At 40.7% G+C, this 22,035-nt stretch carries 21 protein-coding genes and 1 pseudogene; 15 read left to right on the top strand and 7 right to left on the bottom strand.

All coding sequences use genetic code 11. The features are described from left to right. The first annotated feature begins 1 nt into the window (after position 1). Positions 2 to 232: a hypothetical protein gene (locus tag BQ5364_RS12845; protein WP_071144419.1), complete on the top strand. Its 231-nt coding sequence runs from the start codon at positions 2 to 4 to the stop codon at positions 230 to 232. Between the two features lie 203 nt (positions 233 to 435). On the opposite strand, the pseudogene BQ5364_RS12840 reads toward BQ5364_RS12845, so the two are convergent. Continuing rightward, a pseudogene (locus BQ5364_RS12840) lies at positions 436 to 1,614 on the bottom strand (IS4 family transposase); the annotation flags it as partial. A gap of 508 nt (positions 1,615 to 2,122) precedes the next feature. Here BQ5364_RS12840 and BQ5364_RS12835 point away from each other — a divergent pair. From BQ5364_RS12835 to BQ5364_RS12825, 3 genes are read left to right on the top strand one after another with little or no spacing between them, the layout of a single operon-like run. Further along, positions 2,123 to 2,719 (top strand): TVP38/TMEM64 family protein, encoded by a 597-nt coding sequence (locus BQ5364_RS12835; protein WP_004611071.1) that lies wholly within the window; start codon positions 2,123 to 2,125, stop codon positions 2,717 to 2,719. A 31-nt stretch (positions 2,720 to 2,750) separates the two neighbouring features. After that, on the top strand, positions 2,751 to 4,001 hold the full coding sequence (locus tag BQ5364_RS12830; RefSeq protein WP_071144418.1) for a glycosyltransferase family 4 protein: 1,251 nt from the start codon (positions 2,751 to 2,753) through the stop codon (positions 3,999 to 4,001). After that, positions 3,982 to 4,914, top strand: coding sequence for a glycosyltransferase (locus BQ5364_RS12825; RefSeq protein ID WP_235837170.1), 933 nt, complete (start codon positions 3,982 to 3,984; stop codon positions 4,912 to 4,914). The genes BQ5364_RS12830 and BQ5364_RS12825 overlap by 20 nt, the downstream gene beginning before the upstream one ends. 50 nt (positions 4,915 to 4,964) lie before the next feature. Here BQ5364_RS12825 and BQ5364_RS12820 read toward each other — a convergent pair whose 3' ends face one another. Further along, the gene (locus BQ5364_RS12820; protein ID WP_004611066.1) at positions 4,965 to 5,633 is read right to left on the bottom strand and encodes a S1 RNA-binding domain-containing protein; all 669 of its coding nucleotides are present in this window, start codon (positions 5,631 to 5,633) and stop codon (positions 4,965 to 4,967) included. Positions 5,634 to 5,771: 138 nt separating this feature from the next. Here BQ5364_RS12820 and BQ5364_RS12815 point away from each other — a divergent pair, with 138 nt between their 5' ends. The 5 genes from BQ5364_RS12815 (at position 5,772) to BQ5364_RS12795 (ending at position 10,870) form a co-directional block, all read left to right on the top strand. Then, positions 5,772 to 7,421 carry a putative manganese-dependent inorganic diphosphatase gene (locus BQ5364_RS12815; RefSeq protein WP_022251192.1) on the top strand — a complete coding sequence of 550 codons (1,650 nt, stop codon included), beginning with the start codon at positions 5,772 to 5,774 and terminating at the stop codon, positions 7,419 to 7,421. A 10-nt stretch (positions 7,422 to 7,431) separates the two neighbouring features. Further along, a complete protein-coding gene (locus tag BQ5364_RS12810; RefSeq protein ID WP_004611064.1) occupies positions 7,432 to 8,013 on the top strand; it encodes a flavin reductase family protein in 582 nt (193 codons plus the stop codon). Between the two features lie 102 nt (positions 8,014 to 8,115). After that, positions 8,116 to 8,787, top strand: coding sequence for a polysaccharide deacetylase family protein (locus BQ5364_RS12805; protein ID WP_004611063.1), 672 nt, complete (start codon positions 8,116 to 8,118; stop codon positions 8,785 to 8,787). 18 nt (positions 8,788 to 8,805) lie between these two features. Beyond that, the gene (locus BQ5364_RS12800) at positions 8,806 to 9,525 is read left to right on the top strand and encodes a tRNA threonylcarbamoyladenosine dehydratase (RefSeq protein ID WP_004611062.1); all 720 of its coding nucleotides are present in this window, start codon (positions 8,806 to 8,808) and stop codon (positions 9,523 to 9,525) included. Positions 9,526 to 9,538: 13 nt separating this feature from the next. Further along, a complete protein-coding gene (locus BQ5364_RS12795; RefSeq protein ID WP_004611061.1) occupies positions 9,539 to 10,870 on the top strand; it encodes a replication-associated recombination protein A in 1,332 nt (443 codons plus the stop codon). Positions 10,871 to 10,913: 43 nt separating this feature from the next. Here the strand turns inward: BQ5364_RS12795 and BQ5364_RS12790 are convergent, their stop codons facing one another. The 5 genes from BQ5364_RS12790 to BQ5364_RS12770 all read right to left on the bottom strand — a co-directional run bounded on the left by BQ5364_RS12790 (position 10,914) and on the right by BQ5364_RS12770 (position 15,218). Beyond that, positions 10,914 to 11,759, bottom strand: coding sequence for a DUF2705 family protein (locus BQ5364_RS12790; protein WP_004611059.1), 846 nt, complete (start codon positions 11,757 to 11,759; stop codon positions 10,914 to 10,916). Between the two features lie 2 nt (positions 11,760 to 11,761). Next, positions 11,762 to 12,490, bottom strand: coding sequence for an ABC transporter ATP-binding protein (locus BQ5364_RS12785; RefSeq protein WP_071144416.1), 729 nt, complete (start codon positions 12,488 to 12,490; stop codon positions 11,762 to 11,764). A 122-nt stretch (positions 12,491 to 12,612) separates the two neighbouring features. Next, positions 12,613 to 13,125 carry a DUF4364 family protein gene (locus BQ5364_RS12780; protein WP_004611057.1) on the bottom strand — a complete coding sequence of 171 codons (513 nt, stop codon included), beginning with the start codon at positions 13,123 to 13,125 and terminating at the stop codon, positions 12,613 to 12,615. A gap of 12 nt (positions 13,126 to 13,137) precedes the next feature. Further along, complete coding sequence (locus tag BQ5364_RS12775; RefSeq protein WP_004611056.1) at positions 13,138 to 14,070, bottom strand: tRNA modification radical SAM protein MnmL/YtqA; 933 nt, start codon at positions 14,068 to 14,070, stop codon at positions 13,138 to 13,140. Next, a complete protein-coding gene (locus BQ5364_RS12770; RefSeq protein ID WP_004611055.1) occupies positions 14,070 to 15,218 on the bottom strand; it encodes an NAD(P)-dependent malic enzyme in 1,149 nt (382 codons plus the stop codon). The genes BQ5364_RS12775 and BQ5364_RS12770 overlap by 1 nt, the downstream gene beginning before the upstream one ends. Positions 15,219 to 15,419: 201 nt before the next feature. Here BQ5364_RS12770 and rho point away from each other — a divergent pair, with 201 nt between their 5' ends. From rho to BQ5364_RS12740, 6 genes are all read left to right on the top strand, one after another. Continuing rightward, positions 15,420 to 16,745: a transcription termination factor Rho gene (gene rho / locus BQ5364_RS12765; protein WP_004611054.1), complete on the top strand. Its 1,326-nt coding sequence runs from the start codon at positions 15,420 to 15,422 to the stop codon at positions 16,743 to 16,745. A gap of 149 nt (positions 16,746 to 16,894) precedes the next feature. Beyond that, entirely contained in the window at positions 16,895 to 17,098 is a 204-nt protein-coding gene (gene rpmE / locus BQ5364_RS12760; protein WP_022251186.1) for a 50S ribosomal protein L31, read from the top strand. A gap of 71 nt (positions 17,099 to 17,169) precedes the next feature. After that, the gene (locus BQ5364_RS12755) at positions 17,170 to 18,102 is read left to right on the top strand and encodes a DUF1385 domain-containing protein (protein ID WP_004611052.1); all 933 of its coding nucleotides are present in this window, start codon (positions 17,170 to 17,172) and stop codon (positions 18,100 to 18,102) included. Continuing rightward, a complete protein-coding gene (gene prmC / locus BQ5364_RS12750; protein WP_004611051.1) occupies positions 18,099 to 18,962 on the top strand; it encodes a peptide chain release factor N(5)-glutamine methyltransferase in 864 nt (287 codons plus the stop codon). Before BQ5364_RS12755 ends, prmC begins: the two co-directional genes overlap by 4 nt. A 55-nt stretch (positions 18,963 to 19,017) precedes the next feature. Continuing rightward, the gene (gene prfA / locus BQ5364_RS12745) at positions 19,018 to 20,088 is read left to right on the top strand and encodes a peptide chain release factor 1 (protein ID WP_044986492.1); all 1,071 of its coding nucleotides are present in this window, start codon (positions 19,018 to 19,020) and stop codon (positions 20,086 to 20,088) included. Between the two features lie 166 nt (positions 20,089 to 20,254). Then, positions 20,255 to 21,991, top strand: a complete 1,737-nt coding sequence (locus BQ5364_RS12740; RefSeq protein WP_071144415.1) for an ABC transporter ATP-binding protein — start codon at positions 20,255 to 20,257, stop codon at positions 21,989 to 21,991. Positions 21,992 to 22,035 lie beyond the last annotated feature (44 nt).

The following is a 22,035-nucleotide window of genomic DNA, read 5'->3' as shown; positions in this document are numbered from 1 at the left end:
AATGCGAGAAGAGCAGTTTAAAATGGAACGAAAAGGTCTGGTAGAAGAAGGGCAGGAAATTAAAGTGACTGAGAGAGTTAATGGAAGTCTTTACAGCTATATTGTAGAACCGTCGGTTGCGATGTCTGGAATTTATCGAAGCAATCAGAGAATAAAATCAGACAAAGGAATCATCAATCAGATCAAAGAGACCGAACGGGGATTTTACCTTGTTGTCGGATTTGATGAATAATCAAAAGGGAGTGAGCAAAAGAGCCAATATCATTAAGTTAAAATGATGTAAATGGCAATCCAAAACAAAAATATACAAATCAGAGTATATCTAATTCGGATATGCTCTGATTTTGTATTACAAGAAAAATTTCGTTTGATTTTTTGATAGCACAATAGCTCCTTCGGAATCGGAGGAGTAAAAGAGATTGAATTATTTCTGATTTATGCTAATCTATAATTGAATGAAACCACACATGTACTGACAGAAACTCGCTGTCGTTTTCGGTTGGGTCTTATTGGGAGTAAGAATCGTTGAATTGTGGCTTCAATATCATAAGGAGGCTCCTTTCCTTTGTACCTGAAAAAGTTCAAACAGATTTTGGCAGCCTGCGTGAAATTGATCTGTAGTTTATACTTCAGATCTTTTTCTTTTGGTTTTACATGTTGAGCAATCAACATGCTAAAGTTGTACATAACTAATCTTGCGTATATTTCCTGTAAAATAGAATTCTCCTGTTTAGAATGAAATGCTGACAATCCAAGAATATATTTCAATTCTCTGAAGCCAGTTTCTATTCCCCATCTTTGATGATAGATTTCTTTCAAATCTTCCATTGAAAATATTTCTTCTGGAAGGCTCGTTGCAATAACTTCATATGTATTGTCATCTAAAAGGAACCTGACAAACCGTATTGTTATCTCATAATCAGGACTTTTGCTATTTTCAATATAATCAAACCGGGACTTCTTTGAAAGATACTTATATTTTTCTGTGTTAATCGCAGCTGGACCAGAGAAATGTCTGGTTAATACCACCCGTTTTGTAATATCATATTCCTCTGTTTTAGGAAGATTTAACCCAGAAACCATACAGGAATTATCAGAATCTCTGACTCTTACAACATAATCAAAAAGTCTCTCTTCAATATGAGCGAAAAGATTATAGTTCTCATAACCACGGTCTGCCATGATTATAACAGGATGTTTTTCACTGATTCGATCCACAAGTTCACATGCTGCACCTGTTTCGTTTTCGTGCAATCCCTTTTGAACAATGACATCCAAAAAGCTTTTACTACAAACATCAAAAAGTGCATTCAAATGGAGGGTCGAAAAATGATTATCCCCCATAACATTATCTTCTTGAGAGTTGTAAGGTAGTGAAAAATCACTTCCATCAATTGCAAGTAAACGATAATTTTTATAAAGGACAGGTTTTTTAAATGTACATTCATTAAAGCGATAAAACAAATGTTCTAAGGCAGTGTAACTGAGTTTTTTTCTTTGTTGGACAAATGCTGACACAGTTGGAAACCCTTTCCTATATTCAAAAAATTCTCCTATCTCATGTCCAAGACTGTTGCTTCCAAAAGAAAGAATAAATTGAATCAACGTAGAAAAGTTAAATTTACTTTTACGACAAAAGCCGGTTTTCCTGAAAGATTAAAGATGTCAGAAGAAAGCGCCATTTCATCAATAATCTTTAGTAAACAATTTTTAAGTTCATTAGCGTGTGTATTCACGACGTCACCTCCTATAAACAAGGGGCTTCGCCGCAATTTTTTTGGTATTTGTCAACCATTTTTTTTAATCACAAAAAAAGAGCAGGGTACATTTTTCTATATACCTTGATCTATAAGAGAATACATTTTTAATATCTTAACTTAATGACATTGGCAAAAGAGCTTGCTCTTTTTTAATTTCTTAAGAAAATCTGTAAAATCATCAGAAATAGAACTGAAATCTTTAAGAAGTCTTAATAAAGCCCTTATGATATTTTAAAATTGATTTGGTAACATTAATACTAGAAAGAAGGAAAGTTTCAAGATTGTACCTTTTCGAAAAATGGATGTACCTTTTTTGAAACTTTAATTTTATAAAATAAGAGTACTAAGAGGAGGATGGAAAGATGCAGAAAGAGGGAATGAAAAAAGCAATTAATATTTTGACGGTACTTTGTACTGCGGCAATGGCTGCATTTGTCATATATGGTGTAAAGAGTGGAATTTTTACAGATCGGGCCATGATGGAAGAATTGGTTCGAAAAGGCGGAATATGGGCGCCGGTGACATTTATCTTAATTCAGATGGTACAGGTGGTTGTTCCGATTATTCCGGGAGGAATCACATGTGCAGTAGGTGTTGTCATATTTGGACCATGGTATGGACTGCTTTATAACTACATCGGAATTGTGGTAGGTTCCGGAATCAATTTCTATTTGGCAAGAAGATATGGACAATGCCTGGTGAAATTTTTTGTGAAGGAAGAAACCTATGACAAGTATATTACATGGCTTGACAAAGGAAAGAAATTTGATAAGTTTTTTGCACTTGCGATTTTTTTCCCGTGTGCTCCGGATGATGTGCTTTGCATGATTGCAGGATTGACAAAGATGTCGTGGAAGAAATTTTCAGCGATCATTTTATTAGGAAAGCCGGCATCTATCGCAGCATACAGCATGGCTCTGATTTACGCAGGCGGATTTTTAGGGAAACTCATAGCATAGATAACAAAGGAAGAGAAAAGGGGACAGCATTATGAAAGTACTAATTACAAGCGATTTATTTGATTCAACTATTAACGGAGTGGTAACTTCTGTAAAAAATCTGGAGAAAGAATTGACAAAGCAAGGACATGAAGTGAGAATTCTGACTGTGTCTGATCAATATGCGTCCTACCAAAAAGATAATGTCTACTATATGAAATCTGTGCCGGCAAAGATATATCCGGATATTAGAATTCCGGTATCCAAGTGCGCGGATTATATAGAAGAACTGATTCGGTGGAAACCGGATGTGGTACACAGTCAATGTGAATTTTTCAGTTTTGGCTATGCAAAGAAGATTGTGAAAGCGACAGGCGCTGTGTTTATTCATACTTACCACACATTGTATGAACAGTATACAGAATATGTTCCGATTGGAAAGACATTGAGCCGGGCGGCACTTGGAAAATGGATTAAATTGAGATTGCGAAATGTAGATACCATCATTGCACCTACGAAAAAAGTAGAATATGCACTTTTGGAATACGGAATGGAAAACAACATTCAGATCATTCCATCGGGAATACAGATTGACCGTTTTTTTAAAAAACAAGAGACGGAGATGACAAAAAGATTGAAAGAAAAGTATCAGATTCCAGAGGACAAAACAGTTCTGCTAAGTCTTGGAAGACTTGGATTTGAAAAACAGATTGATGAGCTGCTGCGCGGAATGAAAGCACTGCTTTCAAAAAGACAGGATGTCGTTCTTTTGATTGTGGGGGGCGGACCGGCAAGAGGAAGCCTGGAGCAGCTGGCGAAGGAATTAGGTATCGAAAGATCGGTTCGGTTTGCAGGTATGGTAAATCCAAACGAAGTAGCCGATTATTATAAATTGGGAGACATTTTTACATGTGCGTCGACAAGCGAAACACAGGGGTTGACTTATATTGAGGCGATGGCAAGCGGACTTCCGCTTGTGTGCAGGAAGGACCCTTGCCTTTACGGAGTGCTGGAGGAAGGCGGAAACGGATATTCTTATGAATCAATCGGACAGTTTGTGTCCGGCGTAGAAAGACTATTGGATGAAAAAGAAATATTTGAAAATGCGAGACAGCACAGCCGGAAAATCGCAGAAGAGTATGGAACAAAACGATTTGGAAAGCGTGTGGAAAGCTGTTATGAAAAAGTATTATTGGAAAGAGAGTGTGAGAAAAATGAAAGTGCTGTTATATGCGAAGAATCGACAAGTCGTCTTAAAAAGTGGAGTGGGGAGAGCCATGGTTATGCAAGAAGAATCTCTTAAGGGAAACGGTGTGGAAGTGACGACAGACCCAAAAGATGATTACGATGTAGTACATATCAATACGATTTTTCCGAGTGATTATTTTATGGCAAAGAAAGCGAAAAAATGCGGGAAAAAAGTAGTTTATCACGCCCATTCTACAAAAGAGGATTTTCAAAATTCCTTTACAGGTTCGAATCTGATTGCACCGTTATTCAAGAAGTGGATTATGAAATGCTATCAGACCGGAGATCTGATTTTAACCCCGACAAATTATTCGAAGTCATTACTTGAGGGGTACGGTATCAAAAAACAGATTGAGGTTATCTCAAACGGTGTGGATACTATGTTGTTTCAAAAGAACATACTGGCTCGTGAGAAATTCCGAAATAAGTATGGATTTAAAAATACAGACAAGATTGTGATGTCAGTAGGACTTTATTTTGAGAGAAAAGGAATTTTAGACTTTGTAGAACTTGCAAAGCAGATGCCGGAATATCAGTTTGTCTGGTTCGGCTATACGCCGGATAGCCAAATTCCAAAGAAAATCAGAGAGGCGGTTCACACAAAGCTGCCAAATCTTAAATTTACCGGATATCTGCCAAAAGAAGAGCTTCAGATGGCGTATAGCAGCTGCGATCTGTTTTTCTTTCCATCTTATGAGGAGACAGAGGGAATTGTCGTGCTGGAGGCGTTAGCCTCTCAGATTCCGGTGTTGCTTCGTGATATTCCGGTTTACAGTGACTGGCTGGAAGAAAATAGAGATGTCTATAAGGGAAGAGATAATCAGGAATTCAAAGAGCGGATTGAAGAAATTTTGGAAAGAAAGATTCCGACGCTGACATTGAATGGATTGGAGCGGGCAAGAGAGAGAGAGGTGTCACATCAGGCAGAGATTCTGAATCGATATTATGAAAGACTGGCAACCGTATAAAAATTGCCACAGTTGTAAGGAGAGCTCACAACTGTGGCAGTATTTTTTTACTATAGTTGAATATTTTTGAATAAGTCGCCGAGACTTGTACCAATCTCTTCGGATTTTGGAATCTCTACTTCTTCTACGACTTCTTCTTCCGGCTCGATAAGCGCTTTGATGCTCAAGCTGATCTTTCCATCTTTGATGCCGATTACTTTGACATTGACTTCCTCACCTGTCTTTAGAACGTCAGCAGGCGTCTTGATACGTTTTTCACAGATCTGAGAAACATGCACAAGTCCGGATAATCCATTTTCCAGACGGATGAAAGCGCCGTATGTCTGGAGCGTCTCTACGGTTCCGGTCAAAACAGAGCCAACCTCGACAGATGCAAGTAATTTTTCTTTTTCTTTACGCTCTTTTTCTTTCAGAAGTTCCCGTGCAGATAAAACAAGACGGTTGTTCGCCTGATCGACATCAATTACCTGAACCTCAATATCTTTTAATAAGTAGTCTTCCAAATCTTCGATATATGATAAAGATAATTTAGAGGCAGGAATAAATCCACGAAGACCTTCTACCATGGCGATTGCACCACCGTTTACAATTCCTTCTACTTTTACCGGAAGGACAGTTCCCTGTTCCATGTATTCTGTTACACGGTTCCATGGATTTGCATCGTCAAAATGTTCCTCGTAATCTGCCATTGTTTCTGTCTGTAATTGTTCTTCACTCATTTGTCACACCTCTTCGTTTTTATTTTATACTGTTCTTAGTATAACATATTTTTAGAAAGAAGAACAAGAAATGTCAGAAATTATTTGACAAATGCAAAAAAAAATGGCAACCTAAAAGAGCAAAAGGAAGTGAAGTAAATGGAAAATAAGAAATCAAAGAGAGTATATGTAGTAGGACATAAAAATCCGGATACCGATTCTATCTGTTCTGCGATTGCCTATGCGAATTTGAAAAATCAGATTTCAAACAATGAGTACACGGCAAGAAGAGCCGGGCAGATCAATGAAGAGACACAGTTTGTGTTGAGGCATTTTGGCGTAGAGGCTCCAAGATTGCTTGCAAATGTACACCTTCAAGTAAAAGATATGGATATCAAGAGAATTGAAGGAATTAAGAGCAGCACCTCGATCAAAGAGGCTTGGGCGATGATGAAAGAAGAAAATGTGCATACATTGCCCGTGGCAAGAGATCATAAGTTGGAAGGCGTGATCACAACAGGGGATATCGCGACTTCCTATATGGATGTATATGACAGTAAGATTCTTGCGACAGCAAGAACACAGTATCAGAATATTATCAATACGCTCGACGGTGAGATTGTGATTGGCAATCCGCATGCATATTTTGTAAAAGGGAAGGTAGTAATTGCTGCCTCCAGTCCGGATATGATGGAGAGCTTTATTGAAAAAGACGATCTGGTTATCTTAGGAAACCGATATGAATCACAGCTCTGTGCAATTGAGATGGATGCAAGCTGTCTTATTGTATGCCAGGGGGCACAGGTGTCAAAGACAATTAAGAAACTGGCAGAGGAGAGAAGTATCGTTGTGATCACAACGCCACATGATACCTTCACAGTGGCAAGGCTGATCAACCAAAGTATTCCTGTAAAATATTTTATGAGCACAGAAAATCTGACATCGTTTAACACATTAGATTATGTGGAGATGGTAAAAGAAGAGATGGCGAAAAAGAGATATCGGGATTTTCCTGTCATAGACAGAAAAGGAGATGTATATGGTCTGATTTCCAGACGTCGTCTGTTGGAGGCAAGTAAAAAGAGGGTCATTTTAGTTGACCACAACGAGAAGTCGCAGGCAGTAGACGGAATTGAAGAGGCAGAGATTTTGGAGATTATTGATCACCACAGATTGGGAAGCCTTGAGACTGTCGGACCGGTTTATTTTAGAAATCAGCCGGTGGGATGTACGGCGACTATCGTTTACCAGATGTATAGGGAAAACCAGATTAAGATCAATGAGACGATTGCTGGTCTGTTGTGTTCTGCAATTATTTCAGATACATTGATGTTTCGCTCACCGACCTGTACAGGAATCGACCGTATAGCGGCAGAAGAGCTGGCAGAACTTGCGAAGATCAATATTGAGGAACTGGCACAGGATATGTTCCAGGCAGGAAGTAATCTGAAAGGAAAGACGGCAGAGGAAATCTGCTTTCAGGACTTTAAGAAATTTACAGTCGGCGATGTTACATTCGGAGTAGGACAGATTAATTCGATGAGCCGTGATGAATTACAGGAGATTAAATCAAAGCTTTTGCCGTATATGGAAAAGGCAAGACAGGCACAGCAGGTAGATATGGTGTTTTTCATGCTGACTAATATTATTCAGGAATCAACAGAGCTGTTGTGCTGTGGAAACGGCGCAAGAGAGCAGGTGCTGGAGGCGTTTGATCTGTCTGATGATATAGAAGAGATTATGTTAAAAGGTGTTGTGTCTCGTAAAAAACAATTGATACCAGCTTTTGTAATCTCGCTGCAGCAGTAGGAGGATACAGATGGGAAAACAGAGTTGGAAGCCGGGGAATATGATTTACCCGCTTCCGGCAGTCATGGTGAGTGCCGGAAATGCGGAAGGGCAGACGAATATCCTGACGATTGCCTGGACAGGAACAATCTGTACGAATCCGGCAATGCTATATATATCAGTGCGCCCGGAACGTTATTCGTATTCCATGATCAAAGAATCCGGAGAGTTTGTTGTCAATCTTACTACAGAGGAATTGGCAAAAGCGACGGATTACTGTGGCGTGCGTTCCGGCAGAGATGTGGATAAATGGAAAGAGATGCACTTGACGAGGGGAAAGGCAAAAGAACTTCAGTATGCGCCGATTATCGAGGAGTGTCCGGTAAATATAGAATGTAAGGTGGAAGAGATCAAAGAACTCGGAAGCCATCATATGTTTATCGCCAAAGTCATGGCGGTTCAGGTAAGCGAAGAGTATATGAATGAGACAGGAAAGTTCTGTCTGAATGAAACTGGACTTTTGGCATACTCACATGGAGAATATCTCGGGTTAGGAAAAACAATAGGAACTTTTGGCTACAGTGTAAAAAAGAAAAAGAAACGTAAAAAGTAAGAAGGAAAGTTTTAGAAGGGAAACTCCTTCTTCTTTTTTTGAAAATATATATGCTCTGTCAAACATATACATAGTGTTGAGGAAACAAAAGGAATCAGAAAAATGATGCGGTATAAAAAAGCAGCATTTGCATTTTCCATGCTATACGCAGTATGTCTGCTGGGAATAGCAGGGTATTGGAACAAGACAAAGCCTGTAGATGCGGCAGTGGAAGTGAGTGAGAAACCGAAAATTGCAATCACATTTGATGATGGACCGAGTGTCTATACAGAAGAGCTTTTGGACGGACTGAAAGACCGAGGGGTAAAGGCGACATTCTTTGTGATCGGAAAAAGCGCTGTCTCCTATCCGGATATTGTAAAACGAGAAAGTAATGAGGGACATCTGGTAGGAAATCATACCTATAATCATGTGGAAATCACGAAAATAGGGGACAAAAAGGCGAGAGAAGAAATTGAAAAGACCAATACTGTACTGAAAGAGATGCTCGGAAAGGAAATCGAATATGTACGTCCGCCGTTTGGGGCGTGGAAGAAAAAACTGGAGCAGGAGATGAATGTACTTCCTGTGATGTGGTCGATTGATCCGCTTGATTGGACAACCGAAAATGTAGATGAAATTGTGAATAAGGTAGTGACGGAGGCGAAAGAAAATGATATTATCTTATTGCATGACTGCTATCAAAGTTCGGTTCAGGCAGCGCTTCGTATTATCGATATCCTGCAAAAAGAAGGATTTGAATTTGTCACTGCCGACGAACTACTATTAGATTAGAAAAGAGGATTTTAGTTTATGATACATGAATATTCCAGAACAGAATTACTTGTCGAAAAAGAGGGCTTACAAAGACTGAAAGATGCAACTGTTATGGTGCTTGGAGTGGGAGGAGTCGGATCGCACTGCATTGAGGCGCTGGCGAGAAGCGGAGTTGGGAGACTGATCTTAGTGGACAATGATAAAGTGACACTGACCAACATTAACCGCCAGTCTATCGCGTATCACAGTACAATAGGGCAGTATAAGACAAAATTGATGAAAGATCGTATATGGGACATTTCATCTGAAATTGAGGTCATCACACATGAAAAATTTATACTGCCGGAAAATCTGCATGAGATTTTTGATCGGAAAGTGGATTACATTATAGATGCGATTGACACAGTTACCGCAAAACTGGCGCTTGTGGAATATGCAAAGCAGCAGGATATCCCGATCATCAGCTGTATGGGAACAGGAAATAAACTGCATCCGGAGCTGTTTGAGATTACTGATATTTCAAAGACATCAGTATGCCCTCTGTGCAAGGTGATGCGAAAAGAGCTCAAAGAAAGAGGGATCAAACATTTGAAGGTGTTGTACTCGAAAGAAAAACCGGTGGATACATCTGGAAAATCAACCGGAGAAAATATGGGCAAACGGCGGGCACTGCCGGGAAGTATTTCATTTGTGCCGCCGGTTGCGGGACTTCTCATTGCGGGAGAAGTGATTCGGACGCTTGCGGGAGTAGAATAGAGGAGTTGAGAAAATGGATTTATTTGATTATATGCGTGAAAATGCAGCGCAAAAAGAGTCTCCGCTTGCTTCCAGAATGCGCCCGAAAACGCTGGAAGAAGTGGTTGGACAGCAGCATATCATCGGGCAGGATAAGCTTTTATATCGGGCGATCAAAGCGGACAAGCTGAGTTCGATTATTTTTTATGGACCTCCTGGAACAGGAAAGACGACACTCGCAAAGGTTATTGCGAACACAACGAGTGCACAATTTACACAGATCAATGCAACAGTTGCAGGGAAAAAAGATATGGAGGAGGTTGTCCGTAAGGCGAAAGACAATCTTGGCATGTATGGACAGAAGACCATTCTGTTTGTCGACGAGATCCATCGATTTAACAAAGGACAGCAGGACTATCTATTGCCGTTTGTAGAAGATGGAACGCTTATTTTAATTGGTGCGACGACAGAAAATCCGTATTTTGAAGTGAATAGTGCGTTGATTTCCAGATCCAGCGTCTTTGAATTGAGGGCGCTGACGAAGGAAGATATCAAAGTGCTTTTAAAAAGAGCTGTATATGACGAAATAAAAGGTATGGGAAGTTACAGAGCTGATATCGATGACGATGCGTTGGAGTTTTTGGCTGACATTGCAGGGGGAGATGCAAGAAATGCGTTGAATGCAATAGAGCTTGGCATTTTGACGACAGAGAGAAGCAAAGAAGATGGAAAGATTCATATTACGTTAGACGTGGCTCAGGAATGTATTCAGAAGAGAGTTGTTCGATATGATAAGACTGGAGATAACCACTACGATACTATTTCTGCTTTTATCAAAAGTCTGCGTGGGTCTGATCCGGATGCGGCGGTATACTATCTTGCAAAAATGCTCTATGCGGGGGAAGATATCAAATTCATTGCCCGACGAATTATGATTTCTGCGTCGGAAGATGTGGGGAATGCAGACCCGAATGCATTGACGGTAGCAGTTTCGGCGGCACAGGCAGTAGAGAGGCTTGGTATGCCGGAAGCGCGTATTGTACTTGCGCAGGCAGTCACCTACATCGCATCGGCACCAAAGAGCAATGCGGCATATCTTGCGGTGGATGCCGCACTTGAAAATGTGAGAAATTATAAGACAACTGTCCCGGCTCATCTTCAGGATTCGCATTACAAAGGAGCCGCAAAATTGGGACACGGGATAGGGTATAAATATGCACATGATTATCCGGAGCACTATGTGGAGCAGCAGTATCTGCCGGATGAGATTAAAGATGCGAAGTTCTATTTCCCGACAGAGATTGGATATGAAAAGAATATGAAAGAACGTTTGGACAGACTTAAGAGCCGCAGACAGGATTCATAAAAACAGGAACAGGAGGTTTTCAAAGCCTTCTGTTCCTGTTTTGTTATTTGATATCTCGTTTTCGGAAAGAAATCAGTCCAATCGCTGTGGCAACGATAAAAAATCCGAAAGCTACGCAGATACTTCTTGCGGCCAGTTTTCCGGTAATATCGGAAGTGGCAATCTGTGTCATGTTTGTGTCAATCAGATAATTCGAGAGCGTGATAGACGTATCGAAAATCTTGTTAATGATCATCTCTCCGAACATGACGATGAGAGAGATAAATTCCAAAAAGAAGATATTGGCGGCAATCGCACCTCCACTTTGACGGATCAACATGCTGAACATGACAAACACGGCAGTGAATGCGCTTACCAAAAGAAATTCAATCCCGATACCTTTGCAAGCGTTAGCGACAAACGAACTGTCAACTTTGCCAAAGCCCCAGAGAGCTGTGCCAAGACCTGTAGCTACAACGGCGTAAAGGAGAGTCATGACGATTGCGGCGATGACAGAAACGATTATCTTGGAAAGATAAATCTGGGTGCGGGTATGATTTTTGGAAGCAAGATTTTTGATCGTTCCGTGTGAAAATTCTCCACCGACAAACAGTGACACAAAGATGGAGATCAAAATGGTTGTTGTTCCGGCAAACTGCATGAGGAGCATGTTGGAAGCATTTAGATCCGCAGAGCTCATCGGGATACCGTCGGTAGATATATTCAATCCGCTTTCTTCCAGTGCTGCCTCTTCCTGAGCTGCCTGCTGCGGTACTTTATCCATCAGTTTTACAGAAAAATCCATGATCAATACACTGAATACAGCGAGTGCGACAGCGAGAATCATGCATACCCAGAAAGATTTCGCTTTTCTTAATTTGTAAAAATCACTTCTTATCAAACTCTTCATAATTATTTTCCTCCAATCACTTTTAAGAAATATTCTTCCAGTCCAAATTCCTGACCATTTTCAGAAATACAACGTTTCCATAGTTCTTCTTCTGTAAATTCCTCGATAAGAGAGCCATTATGTATAATGCCATAGCGGGTGGCAAATTTGGATAGCTCGCTTAGGATATGGCTGGAAATCAATACCGTAATATGCTTTTTCTGATTCAGATGTAAGATTAGGTCACGAATCTCTTTGATCCCTTCTGGATCCAGCCCGTTGGTCGGCTCATCCAGAATCAGAAATTCAGGATCTCCGATCAGTGCAATTGCAATGGCAAGTCTTTGGCGCATACCAAGAGAAAAATTCTTTGCCTTTTTCTTTCCGGTATTGGAAAGTCCTACAAGTTCCAGTGTCTCGTCCACTACACGCAGATCTTTTACATTTGCGATGCGGCACTGTATGATGAGATTTTCACGGGCAGTCATATTTGGGAAGAGTGCCGGAGACTCAATTACCGTGCCGATCTTTGCACGTTCTTTTACAAGGTCACTGCTTCCAAATAATTCAATGGAACCGGAAGATGGAGTGGCAAGTCCGGCGATCATACGGATCAAAGTTGTTTTTCCGGCGCCATTTTTCCCGATAAAGCCGTAAATATCTCCTTGCTGAATGGTCATAGACAATTCTTTTACAACCTGCTTGCTACTATATGTTTTCGTTAATTGTGATGTTTTCAATACAGCATTCATAAGAATCCTCCTCTTGTACTAACGTATTATTGAGTTAATACAATAATATTCTTAAAAGTTTTATTTGTCAAGAGAAAAATAAAAAAAGAATGTGCATGGGCACATTCTTAATGTGTAATATTTTATAAAAGATGCTGCATAATGAGCGCATAGACTTCCTGATGATTTTTATTCCAGTTATTAGTGACAGCAATCGCTTCTTCTTCAGTAGGGACAGTGAGAGTCAAATCAATGAGCGGTGAAGCGTTTTCAATAATCTGGCATCTTACAGAAAATTCATGGCTCATATTTTTATAATAGTCTGCTTTGACAGATACTTCATCTTTGAGTTCATATCGTTTTTCTTCGATAAAGGCATCGACATCTTCACGGATGGCGGAAGAGATGTTTGTCTTGAAATATTGTATGGTCTCAAGTCCCTCCTCTGTGAGATGATAAAGTGTGCGATTGTGAACAAATTCTTCGCGGATCAGATTGGATTCTACCATCTCGGAGAGAGCCTGCTGTAAGGTGAAGTAGGTAGTGTAACCCTTATCAAGAATAAATTCCGAAATTTGTCCGTTGGTAAGCGGAAAATCCAATTTTTCCAACATATATAAAACAATCAATTTATAAAGTGTAAATGGTTCTGACATAACTGCTCCTTTCTAAGCATGAGAAAGATAATCTTTCCCCTGCCAAATATCAGTATCCTTAAAATATTTTTGAATACTGTTCAGCACAAGACGCTTGTTCGCAGTCCATTTGGGCGCGATCAGTAAATTCTTTGGACCGTCTCCTGTGAGTCGGTGGACTACAATATCCGGACGAAGGTGGGAGATCAGAACCCCAAGTAATTCCAGATATTCCTCCAAAGAAGGAAGCCAAAATGGAGACTGCTCATAGGACTTGGCAAGGTCTGTATGTTTTAAAATGTGCAACAGTTGTAATTTTATGCCTTGAATCGGAAGCCTGTTGAGATAAGAAATCGTATCAAGCATCATCTGTTTAGTCTCATTGGGGAGACACAAGATGGTATGAACGATGACCGGAATTCCGATATGATGCAATTGAGTGACTGCCCGCTCAAACATAGAAAGAGGATATCCTCGTCGGATAAACTCGGCGCTTTTTTCGTGTATTGTCTGTAGTCCAAGCTCAATCCAGACCGGTTTGATCTGATTCAGACGATTCAGCAAATCTAAAATATCGTCCGACAGGCAGTCCGGTCTTGTTGCAATGGACAGGACTTTTACATCCGGTTCCTGAAGTGCCTCCATAAAAATCTGTTCCAAGTAGGAGACGGGGGCATAGGTATTCGTATATGCCTGAAAATAGGCAATATAGGAAGAGCCGGTGTGTTTGCGCTGGACAAGGCTTTTTCCGTCTGAAATTTGTTCTTTAATGGAGACGTTCCGATCACCGGCAAAGTCCCCGGATCCTCCGGCGCTGCAAAAAATACAGCCGGTGTTTCCGAGTGTTCCATCCCGATTCGGGCAAGTCATACCTCCATCCAGTGCAATTTTATAAAGCTTTTCGTGAAAGGTCTGTTTGACATAATAGTCAAGCGAATAATATCGCTTGTCACCCCAGCGCTCCATTAGATCAAAGCCTTTACTGCAGCGCTTACTGCATCTGCAACGCGTGGATCAAACGCTTCCGGAAGAATATTGGTATCGCTTAAATCTTCCTCAGCTACAAGTCCGGCGATGGCATGGGCAGCCGCAAGTTTCATCTCTTCTGTAATCTGTGTGGCGCGTCCTTCCAAAGCGCCGCGGAAGATTCCAGGAAAAGCAACGACATTGTTTACCTGATTTGGAAAATCAGAGCGTCCTGTTCCGACAACCTTTGCACCAGCCTTTTTTGCAAGGTCAGGCATGATCTCAGGGACAGGATTTGCCATGGCAAAAAGGATGGCATCCTTATTCATGGAAGCAACCATATCTTCCGTCACGATGTTTGGCGCGGAGACACCGATGAAAATATCTGCGCCACAGAGAGCATCGGCAAGTGTTCCTTCTTTTTCTTCCAAATTGGTCACTTCGGTCATGTATTTCTGCATGTAGTTTAAATTCGGCGAATTTTTGGAAAGAATTCCATTGATATCACACATAGTAATGTGAGAAAAGCCATAAGTCAAAAGTAGTTTTGTGATGGCAATTCCAGCGGAACCGGCACCGTTTACGATTACTTTGCATGAGTCTTTTTGCTTTCCTGTCACTTTTAATGCGTTGATGATTCCGGCGAGCACTACAATGGCAGTTCCGTGCTGGTCGTCGTGAAATACCGGAATATCCAACAATTCTTTTAATCGTTCTTCAATTTCAAAACAACGTGGAGCAGAAATATCTTCCAAATTGATTCCTCCAAATGCCGGGGCAATATTTACGATAGTTTTGATGATCTCTTCTGTATCCTGTGTGTCAAGACAGATTGGAACTGCATTGATCTGACCGAACTCTTTGAAAAGAACTGCTTTTCCTTCCATGACAGGAAGCGCTGCATATGCCCCGATATTTCCGAGACCGAGAACTGCACTTCCGTCAGAGATAACGGCTACAGTATTAGCTTTCATAGTATATTTATAGACTGCCTCTTGTTCTTTTGCGATGACTTTACATGGCTCGGCAACGCCAGGTGTATATGCGATTGCAAGATCTTCTCTGGAGTTTACATGCGCCTTGGCGGTTGTCTCTAGTTTACCGTTCCACTGTTCGTGCATTTGTAAGGCTTTTTCGTTTGTTGTCATTTTTCCACACCCTTTTATTACATTTTAGTTTTTGTTTCGTACATTATCATACCATTGTGCGGAACTCAAATCAACTGAGATGAAAAAAATACTTTATCTTCTGAGAAAAGTAGTGTATAATAGGAATCAGAAAATTCAATGTAGTCAATTCAGACAGTGAAATCCCACAGTATGGTATTTGAATAGAGAAAGGATGTAAGTATGAGAGAAAAGTATGAATCTCTGTCACTAGCAGCATTAAGAGATATTGCGAAAGCAAGAAAATTAAAAGGTGTCAGCACTATGAAGAAATCAGAGCTGATAGAACTGATGCTGGAACAGGACGAAAAAGATAAAGCAAAAGAAGTAAAAGAGGAGATTAAGAATGAAAAAGCCGGTGTGGCAGATATTGAGCAGCTTGACAGCGGCATGGTGGCGCACGGAATTATAGAGGTACTCCCGGATGGATATGGATTTATTCGAAGCGATAATTATCTTCCGGGAGAGAATGATGTGTATGTTTCCCCGTCTCAAATCCGCAGATTTGGCTTGAAGACTGGAGATATTATCTCCGGAAATACAAGGATTAAGACACAGGCAGAAAAATTCAGCGCCCTTTTGTATCTTACAAAGATTAATGGAGTTTCTCCGAGTGAGGCGACAAAAAGAGCGAATTTTGAAGATATGACACCGATTTTCCCGAATGAAAGACTGCGTCTTGAGAACGGACAGAGCAGTACGGCGATGAGGATTGTAGACCTGTTGTCGCCAATAGGAAAAGGACAACGTGGTATGATCGTGTCTCCGCCGAAAGCGGGTAAGACAACGCTGTTAAAGCAGGTGGCACAGTCTGTTTTGAAAAATAATCCGGAGATGCATTTGCTGATTCTTCTGATTGATGAGCGTCCGGAAGAAGTAACAGACATAAAAGAAGCAATCACAGGAGAGAATGTAGAAGTGATCTATTCTACATTTGACGAGCTGCCGGAACATCACAGACGTGTATCAGAGATGGTGATCGAGCGTGCAAAACGCCTGGTAGAGCATAAAAAAGATGTCATGATTCTGTTAGACAGTATTACAAGACTTGCAAGGGCATATAACCTTACTGTTCCACCGAGTGGAAGAACATTGTCGGGAGGTCTTGATCCGGCTGCGCTTCATATGCCAAAACGAATCTTTGGTGCGGCGAGAAATATGAGAGAAGGCGGAAGCCTTACCATTCTTGCCACAGCGCTTGTAGATACCGGAAGTAAGATGGATGATGTCATCTATGAAGAATTTAAAGGAACCGGTAACATGGAACTTGTATTAGATCGTAAATTACAGGAAAAACGAGTATTCCCTGCGATTGATATTCCAAAATCAGGGACAAGACGTGAGGATCTTCTGCTGTCTTCGGAGGAGCAGGAGGCGGTTTATACAATGCGAAAAGCGTTGAATGGAATGAAGCCGGATGAGGCAGTAGACAACATTTTGAACATGTTTGCACGTACAAAGAACAACGAAGAATTTGTTCAAATGGTAAAAAAGACGAAGTTTTTATAAAAAATTTATAGAAAAACTTGCAAAGAACTGGCATCTGTGGTACAATGACAAAGCTGTTTAGAAAGTAGAAATCATCGCGGGCATCGTTTGAGATGTACTTGACAGACGATGGCCTACGCACAAATAAAATTATTAAAGAGGTGAAAATCATGAGAGAAGGAATACATCCAGAATACCATCAAGCAACAGTAACATGTAACTGTGGGAACACATTTGTAACAGGATCTACAAAAGAAGATATCCACGTAGAAATTTGTTCAAAATGTCATCCATTCTACACAGGACAACAAAAAGCTGCTCAGGCTCGTGGTCGTGTTGATAAGTTTAACAAAAAATACGGAATTCAGGAATAAGAGAATCCAAATGAACGGGTTGAGGTCAATGCATCTCAACCCTTTTGTTTCTTTATGGAAAGGCAGGAACTATGAAATCATCAAACATAGGCGGTCAGGCTGTACTCGAAGGAATTATGATGAAAAACGGCAAGGACTATGCGGTTGCAGTGCGAAAGCCTGACAAAGAGATTGAAGTCAAAAAAGACGAATATAGGAGTTTTATAAAGTGGGAAAAGCTCACTAAGATTCCGTTTATCAGAGGAATTTTTAATTTTATAGATTCCATGGTATTAGGTATGAAGACGCTTACTTATTCAGCCAGCTTTTATGAAGAGGAGGAGACGTCACGTGTCTTGACGGAGGAAGAAGCAAAGAAACAGGAGAAAAAGGAAAATGTGCTTATGGGAATTACCGTGGCAGTTTCGATTGTGCTGGCGATGGGAATATTTATGGTGCTGCCATATTTTATTTCCGGTTTGTTTGACAAAGTTATTTCCTCCAGATTTATAAAGTCTGTCATAGAAGGTTTGATCAGAATTGCTATTTTTATCGGCTATATCTTGCTCATTTCTCGGATGAAGGATATACAGAGGGTTTTTATGTACCACGGTGCAGAGCATAAATGTATCAATTGCATTGAGCACGGATTAGAGTTGAATGTGGAGAATGTAAGAAAAAGTTCGAAGCAGCACAAACGTTGTGGAACAAGCTTTCTGTTTTTTGTGTTGTTTGTCAGCATCATTGTATGTTTTTTTATTACCGTAGAATCTCCGGTGCTAAGAGTTGTGCTCCGTATTGCGCTGATTCCACTGATTGCAGGAATTTCTTATGAGATGATTCGTTTGGCGGGAAACAGCGACAATCCAGTCGTAGAGCTTTTGAGTAAACCGGGACTGGCGCTTCAGAATCTGACGACAAAAGAGCCGGAAGACGATATGATCGAAGTGGCAATCAAGGCAGTGGAGGAAGTATTTGACTGGAAAGAATATCTGAGAGAAAATTTTGGAGCGGATGTAAGATGACATTGAAAGAAGCGTATGAATATGGCCGGGAGCGATTAAACGCAGCTGGGATTGAAGAGTGTTCTGTTGATGCATGGTATCTGCTTGAATTTGTCACAGGGCTTGACAGAACAGCATATTTTTTGAAGCCGGATGAGAAGATCACGGATGAGCAGGGCTCTTTATATAAAGCCTATCTGGAGCAGAGGGCGCAGCATATTCCACTTCAGCATATCACAGGTGTTCAGGAATTTATGGGATTGGAATTTGCGGTCAATGAACATGTCCTTGTTCCAAGGCAAGACACGGAGACGTTGGTGGAATGTGTGCTGTCTTATGTTCAGCCACAGATGAAAGTGCTGGATATGTGTACCGGTTCCGGTTGTATACTGATCAGTCTGATGAAATTAGGAAAGATCGCGCAGGGAGTGGGAGCAGATATTTCAGACGAAGCTCTGAAGACAGCAAAAAAAAATGCCGAGAAACATCAGGTGGAACCACTGTTGATAAAAAGCGATTTATTTGAAAATATTGTGGATAAGTATGATGTGATTGTGTCAAATCCACCATATATCAGAACAGCGGTGATTGAAGAATTAAAAGAAGAGGTGAGATGCCACGATCCGATTCTTGCTCTTGACGGAAAAGAGGATGGACTTTATTTTTATAGAAAATTGATAGAACAAAGTCCGATGTATCTGAAAAAAGGTGGAATGTTGTATTTTGAGATTGGACATGATCAGGGGCAGGATGTAAAATGTCTGATGGAAAAAGCCGGATTTGAGGATGTGATGGTGAAAAAGGACCTCGCAGGACTTGACCGGGTTGTCTTTGGCGTGTACAATATTGCAGAAGGTGAACACATAGAAAAAGGTATATAGTATAGAAGAAAATGTTGCCCGCCATGCGGGCGGATGAGAATATGGAGGAATGGACATGTTTGATAAATTAGATGATTTGCTTATTCGTTTTGAAGAGCTTATGAGTGAACTGCAGGAACCGGATGTGGCAAACGATCAGAATCGTTTCAGAAAATTGATGAAAGAGCAATCAGATCTTGCTCCGATTGTAGAAGCATACAATGAATATAAGAGTGCGAAGCAGGCAATCACAGACAGTGAAGAGATGTTGGAGATGGAGTCTGACGAAGAGATGCGCGAGCTTGCAAAAGAGGAGCTTTCTTCTTCTAAAAAGCGTGTGGAAGAGCTGGAGCATGAATTGAAGATTTTACTTCTTCCAAAAGACCCGAACGATGATAAGAACATTATGGTCGAGATCCGCGCGGGTGCAGGTGGAGATGAATCTGCATTGTTTGCGGCAGAAGTGTACCGTATGTATGTGCATTATGCGGAGAGCAGGCATTGGAAGACCGAGATGATTTCATTTAGTGAAAATGGGATCGGAGGATTCAAAGAAGTTGTATTTATGGTAAGTGGTCAAGGTGTATATTCACGAATGAAATATGAAAGTGGTGTACATCGTGTGCAGCGTGTTCCGGAGACAGAATCCGGCGGACGTATCCACACTTCTACAATCACTGTGGCAGTCATGCCGGAGGCGGAAGAAGTGGATGTTGTCATTGATGAAAAAGATATCCGTATCGATGTTATGCGTGCGTCCGGAAATGGTGGACAGTGTGTCAATACAACTGACTCAGCGGTTCGTCTGACTCACTACCCGACAGGAATTGTAATTTACAGCCAGACAGAAAAATCACAGTTACAGAACAAGGAAAAAGCGTTCCGTTTACTTCGTTCAAAGCTGTATGAGTTAGAGTTGGAAAAACAGCAGTCAGCAGAGGCGGAAGCAAGAAGAAGCCAGATTGGTACAGGAGATCGTTCTGAAAAGATCAGAACATACAACTTCCCACAGGGACGTGTGACAGAACACCGTATCAAATTGACGTTGTATAAGATTGATAATATTATGAATGGAGATCTGGACGAGATCATAGATAGCCTGATTGCGGCAGACCAGGCAGCGAAACTGGCGAATATGAATGAATAGATTATAAAAAGAAATAGAAATTGGCTTAAGAATGTAAGAAGAGCTGATTTCTATTTTTTTGATTGATATTTTTGTTCTGCCTCGTAGAATTCATTTATATCGAGCAGGATTGCACTTTTTTTCTTCCTATAGTATGATATTTGAGAAGAAGGAGGAGAAACATCTGATGAGAGAAAAATTAAAAAAATTATTTTCATATTATAAACCGTATCGGGTTTTGTTTTACAGTGATATGTTTTTTGCAATTTTGGGAGCAGTTATCACGTTAGTGATTCCGCTGATCGTGCGCTATATCACGAATGAGGTGGTTTATTTTAATCACCATAAAGCGATGCAGACAATTCTCGTATTAGGTGCGGTGATGATCGGACTCGTTATCGTCGAGTTTGGCTGCAATTATTTTATTGCATATTATGGGCATATTATGGGGGCTTATATGGAAGCAGATATGCGCAGTGACATCTTTGGGCATTATCAGAAACTGACATTTGCTTTTTATGACAATCAGAAGGTTGGGGCATTATTGTCGCGTATTACGAGTGATTTATTTGATATTACGGAGCTTTTGCATCATGGGCCGGAGGACGTGGTCATCTCGATCATAAAACTGGTCGGTGCATTTGTGATTTTGATCAATATCAATGCACCGCTTACAATTGTTGCGTTTGTGTTCGTGCCGGTGATGGCTCTGTTTGCATGGTACTATAATCGAAAGATGAAACGTGCATTTAAGCGCAACCGCGAGAAAATCGCGGATATCAACAGCCAGATTGAGGACAGTCTTTCCGGTATCCGTGTGGTAAAGTCGTTTGCAAACGAAGAGATTGAGATGAAGAAATTCAATCAGGGAAATAAGAATTTTGTGAATGCAAAAAAAGTAAGCTACCGGTATATGGCAGGATATAATTCGGGATTAAGTGCATTGACAACGCTTGTGACTGTTGCAGTGCTTTTGGCTGGAGTAAGCTTTTTGACATCGGGTACGATCATCGTGACAGATTTGGTTACATTTTTGCTGTATATCAATAATTTCGTAGAACCTGTAAAAAAACTGATGAACTTTACAGAGATGTTCCAAAATGGATATTCTGGATTTGAGCGATTTCAGGAAATTATGGCAATTGCACCGGATATCAAAGATGAAAAGGATGCGATAGCTGTAGATCATCTAAAGGGAGATATTACATTTGAAAACGTTTCTTTCTACTATGAAGAAAGTGCAGAGAAAGTATTAAATAATATTCAGTTAAAAGTAGATGCGGGAGATTATATGGCATTAGTGGGACCGTCAGGAGTCGGCAAGACAACGCTTTGCAGTTTGATACCGAGATTTTATGATGTGTCTGAGGGAAGCATTCAGATTGATGGAATGGATATCAGGCATATAAAATTGGCGGATTTGCGAAACAATATCGGAATTGTACAGCAGGATGTGTATCTGTTTGCAGGAACGATCATGGACAATATCCGCTATGGCAATCCAAATGCGACAGACGAGGAAGTTATTCGCGCGGCAAAGCGGGCAAATGCACATGAATTTATCATGAGTTTTCCGGAAGGATATGATACCGATATCGGACAGCGCGGAGTGAAATTGTCAGGAGGGCAGAAACAGAGACTTTCGATTGCCCGTGTGTTCTTGAAGAATCCACCGATTCTTATTTTTGATGAGGCGACATCGGCGCTTGACAATGAGAGTGAACAGGTAGTACAAAAGTCGTTAGAAGAACTTGCAAAAGACCGGACGACGTTTGTGATTGCACACCGTCTGTCAACAATTCGCAATGCAAAGCGGATTCTTGTGCTGACAGAAAATGGAATTGAAGAAGAAGGAACACATGAAGAATTGATGTCAAAAAAAGGTGTATATGAATCACTTTACAAAATGCAGTTCCGTTCTTAGTATATAAAAGAAATGTAAATTTTTTCAAGTCCGACTAAAAAAGT

The sequence above is a fragment of the Coprococcus phoceensis genome, assembly GCF_900104635.1.
In the GTDB taxonomy this organism is placed as follows: domain Bacteria; phylum Bacillota; class Clostridia; order Lachnospirales; family Lachnospiraceae; genus Faecalimonas; species Faecalimonas phoceensis.
This window is presented reverse-complemented; position numbering and strand designations above follow the sequence as displayed.

Bases quoted from the DNA above. Each gene is read 5' to 3' on its own strand.
- BQ5364_RS12845 (WP_071144419.1), top strand. From the start codon at position 2: ATGCGAGAAGAGCAGTTTAAAATGGAACGAAAAGGTCTGGTAGAAGAA.
- BQ5364_RS12835 (WP_004611071.1), top strand. From the start codon at position 2,123: ATGCAGAAAGAGGGAATGAAAAAAGCAATTAATATTTTGACGGTACTT.
- BQ5364_RS12830 (WP_071144418.1), top strand. From the start codon at position 2,751: ATGAAAGTACTAATTACAAGCGATTTATTTGATTCAACTATTAACGGA.
- BQ5364_RS12825 (WP_235837170.1), top strand. From the start codon at position 3,982: ATGCAAGAAGAATCTCTTAAGGGAAACGGTGTGGAAGTGACGACAGAC.
- BQ5364_RS12820 (WP_004611066.1), bottom strand. From the start codon at position 5,633: ATGAGTGAAGAACAATTACAGACAGAAACAATGGCAGATTACGAGGAA.
- BQ5364_RS12815 (WP_022251192.1), top strand. From the start codon at position 5,772: ATGGAAAATAAGAAATCAAAGAGAGTATATGTAGTAGGACATAAAAAT.
- BQ5364_RS12810 (WP_004611064.1), top strand. From the start codon at position 7,432: ATGGGAAAACAGAGTTGGAAGCCGGGGAATATGATTTACCCGCTTCCG.
- BQ5364_RS12805 (WP_004611063.1), top strand. From the start codon at position 8,116: ATGATGCGGTATAAAAAAGCAGCATTTGCATTTTCCATGCTATACGCA.
- BQ5364_RS12800 (WP_004611062.1), top strand. From the start codon at position 8,806: ATGATACATGAATATTCCAGAACAGAATTACTTGTCGAAAAAGAGGGC.
- BQ5364_RS12795 (WP_004611061.1), top strand. From the start codon at position 9,539: ATGGATTTATTTGATTATATGCGTGAAAATGCAGCGCAAAAAGAGTCT.
- BQ5364_RS12790 (WP_004611059.1), bottom strand. From the start codon at position 11,759: ATGAAGAGTTTGATAAGAAGTGATTTTTACAAATTAAGAAAAGCGAAA.
- BQ5364_RS12785 (WP_071144416.1), bottom strand. From the start codon at position 12,490: ATGAATGCTGTATTGAAAACATCACAATTAACGAAAACATATAGTAGC.
- BQ5364_RS12780 (WP_004611057.1), bottom strand. From the start codon at position 13,125: ATGTCAGAACCATTTACACTTTATAAATTGATTGTTTTATATATGTTG.
- BQ5364_RS12775 (WP_004611056.1), bottom strand. From the start codon at position 14,070: ATGGAGCGCTGGGGTGACAAGCGATATTATTCGCTTGACTATTATGTC.
- BQ5364_RS12770 (WP_004611055.1), bottom strand. From the start codon at position 15,218: ATGACAACAAACGAAAAAGCCTTACAAATGCACGAACAGTGGAACGGT.
- rho (WP_004611054.1), top strand. From the start codon at position 15,420: ATGAGAGAAAAGTATGAATCTCTGTCACTAGCAGCATTAAGAGATATT.
- rpmE (WP_022251186.1), top strand. From the start codon at position 16,895: ATGAGAGAAGGAATACATCCAGAATACCATCAAGCAACAGTAACATGT.
- BQ5364_RS12755 (WP_004611052.1), top strand. From the start codon at position 17,170: ATGAAATCATCAAACATAGGCGGTCAGGCTGTACTCGAAGGAATTATG.
- prmC (WP_004611051.1), top strand. From the start codon at position 18,099: ATGACATTGAAAGAAGCGTATGAATATGGCCGGGAGCGATTAAACGCA.
- prfA (WP_044986492.1), top strand. From the start codon at position 19,018: ATGTTTGATAAATTAGATGATTTGCTTATTCGTTTTGAAGAGCTTATG.
- BQ5364_RS12740 (WP_071144415.1), top strand. From the start codon at position 20,255: ATGAGAGAAAAATTAAAAAAATTATTTTCATATTATAAACCGTATCGG.